Below are 2432 nucleotides of genomic sequence, written 5' to 3'. Positions count from 1 at the left end.
AGCGGCCTCCGCCAAAATTAACTTGTCCAAGGTCAAATCAGAAACGGCCCTGCGCAATCGCTCGTTTTCTTGCTGAAGGCGTTTCAGTTCCTTCAATTGATCTGTGCCCATTCCACCGTACTTCTTCTTCCAGCGGTAGAACGTTTGTTCAGTCACGCTGATCTGACGGATAGCATCCAGACGCGGCATCCCTTGCCCTGTCAGAACCTCAACCTGCCGTAACTTCGTAACAATCTCTTCCGGCTTTGGTCGCTTGTTGGTCATGTGTTTCCTCCGTTTTCCTAAACATAGCGGAGGACCACTTCAAAGGGGGAGGCTCAGAAAACGAAACCCCTTCAGACGGGGAAAGTGCTCGGCAATCTCATGTCGTCTCGATAACCGAAACGCCGGGGTCAAACAACTTGGCAATACCCATTCAACAACTGCTCAGAATTTAGGCTCGTCGAAATAGCGCAGCGGCAACTCCCAGATCACCACTTTTAGCTGCGGAAGCTTCGCGCGTTCCTCTTTCAGGAACGTTTCCATCGGCTTGAAAGGCCCCTCGCCTTCCGCGGCCAGATTGATCAGGTCGGTCCTGGTGACCGCGCGCAGCTGCGACTCGAAGCTCCAGAGCGGATTGGCGGAGTAACTGGACCCGACCAGGGCGACCTCTGGTCCAGCACTGTCCTCGGCAAATAGGTCGTCGAGGCCAAGCTCGGCTGCCACCGCGTCGAGACGCGTGACCTGCTCCGCCGACTGGTCAAAATAAGGCGAGAAGACGGAAAACTTGGCAAAATTATAGAGATCGCCCATATGAGCGGTCACCGCCTGCGGCTTCAGCTCATAAGCGGTCTCTTTCAGATCGACGCTGCCTGCCAGGGTCTCCGCGACCGCTTTCGCGGCGACACCGGCGCCGAAAACGGTCCAGTGGGTGTCGGCCTTCAGGAAAACGCTTTCAAATTCCCGCGCGTCCTGAAACCGCGCCCGAAGATCGGGTACCTTCAGGTGTTCCATCGCCAGAAGACGTTGGCGGACTGTTTCATAATAGACCGTCCGCGCCGCAGGCTGGTCGATCCGTCCCAGATTGTCGCTGTAGATGTCCGCCTTTTCCGGGATCAGCACGGCAACCACAGTGATCCCCTTGTGGCTGAGATCGAAGACGGTTTCCTCGATGAATTTCAGATGCTCATTGAGCGTCTCGGTCGATTCCCGGTTCCAGGTGAATTCCTCGTCGGAGAACAGCCAGCCGTCCGCTCCCTTCACCAGGCCCTTGCGGGCTTCGTCAAAGACCCCGAAGCTGATCGTGTTCATCAGACCGGTCGCAAAATCGCGGATCGGGAATTCTTCCTTGTAGATTTCCTCCAGCGCGAGAGCCTCGCGACCCTTGATAATATCCTCGTAATCGACGGGCTGCCGGCGATGCTCCACCATCGCGTCGCTGGTCCAGAAATGCACAAAGGCATAGATGCCCAGACCGCACATGGCGGCACAGAACAGTGTCGGCAGGTACTTGATAGTCGTGGTGACAGGATTGTCGCCCGAGCCGGACATGGCACTGAGATTGAACTGACGAATAGGCATGTTTCTTTCTCCGGCCGATTAGAACTGGAAATACAGGAAGGGTGTGTCGCTGTCGGCGACCAGCTTTAAAATGGCCAATCCGCCGAGAACGGTGGCTGCAATCGCCATCGGCTGGGAAATCGGCGGATTGTCGATTTCATTGGTCTTGACTAGCTCATGGGTGCTCTTCAGGCAAAACGCCTTGCGCAGCTGACGTTCCCCAAGGGCAATGGCAATGCCGAGCGCGAGGAACACCAGCGAGAACGCGGTGAACTGCCAGGCATAGTCGCTGCGCAGCGCAAACCCTTGCAGACCGAACATGCCCGAGAGCATGTCCTTCGCTTGCCCCATGGTCTCGGAGCGGAAAAACACCCAGCCGATGACAAAGACCAGCGTAGTCAGCAGCCAGTTGCCAATCTGGAACGGTGCATTGGCCGAGATCTTGAAGATCCGTTCGATGATCAGCCACAGCCCGTGCCAGGCACCCCAGACGATGAAAGTCATGTTGGCACCGTGCCACAGGCCGCCCAGCACCATGGTGGCCGCCAGGTTGACATAGGTCCGGCTGATGCCGATGCGGTTGCCGCCCAGTGAGATGTAGAGGTAGTCGCGCAACCATGAGGACAGCGAAATGTGCCAGCGCCGCCAGAAATCGGTGATGTTGACCGAGGTATAGGGCGCGTCGAAATTCTCGACGAAATAGAAGCCGACCATCATGGCAAGACCGATCGCCATTGAGGAATAGCCCGAGAAGTCGAAATAGAGCTGGATCGAATAGGCGATCGCCCCGAGCCAGGCTTCCGACGCCGTCGGATTGGGGATAGCAAAGGCCGCGTCGGCGATCACCGCCGCGCTGTCGGCAATCAGCACTTTCTTGGCAAGGCCCGTCATGA

Annotated in this window: 3 protein-coding genes; all 3 read right to left on the bottom strand. The window is 57.1% G+C overall.

Going from position 1 to position 2432, the window contains the following annotated elements; all coding sequences use genetic code 11:
* The coding region (locus V6575_RS06375) for a transposase (RefSeq protein ID WP_340273366.1) at positions 1–264 on the bottom strand (264 nt) is incomplete at its 3' end.
* A gap of 162 nt (positions 265–426) precedes the next feature.
* Entirely contained in the window at positions 427–1560 is a 1134-nt protein-coding gene (locus V6575_RS06370; RefSeq protein ID WP_340273365.1) for an alginate O-acetyltransferase AlgX-related protein, read from the bottom strand.
* An 18-nt stretch (positions 1561–1578) separates the two neighbouring features.
* A partial coding sequence (locus tag V6575_RS06365) for an MBOAT family O-acyltransferase (protein WP_340273364.1) occupies positions 1579–2432 on the bottom strand: 854 nt, incomplete at its 5' end.

Source organism: Roseibium algae, assembly GCF_037783265.1.
Lineage (GTDB): Bacteria > Pseudomonadota > Alphaproteobacteria > Rhizobiales > Stappiaceae > Roseibium > Roseibium algae.
Note: the sequence above shows the minus strand (reverse complement) of the source record. Positions and strands in the feature narration are given on the sequence as shown.

What these genes read in the sequence shown, in the direction of transcription:
- V6575_RS06370 (WP_340273365.1), bottom strand. Translation starts at nt 1,560, where the DNA reads ATGCCTATTCGTCAGTTCAATCTCAGTGCCATGTCCGGCTCGGGCGAC.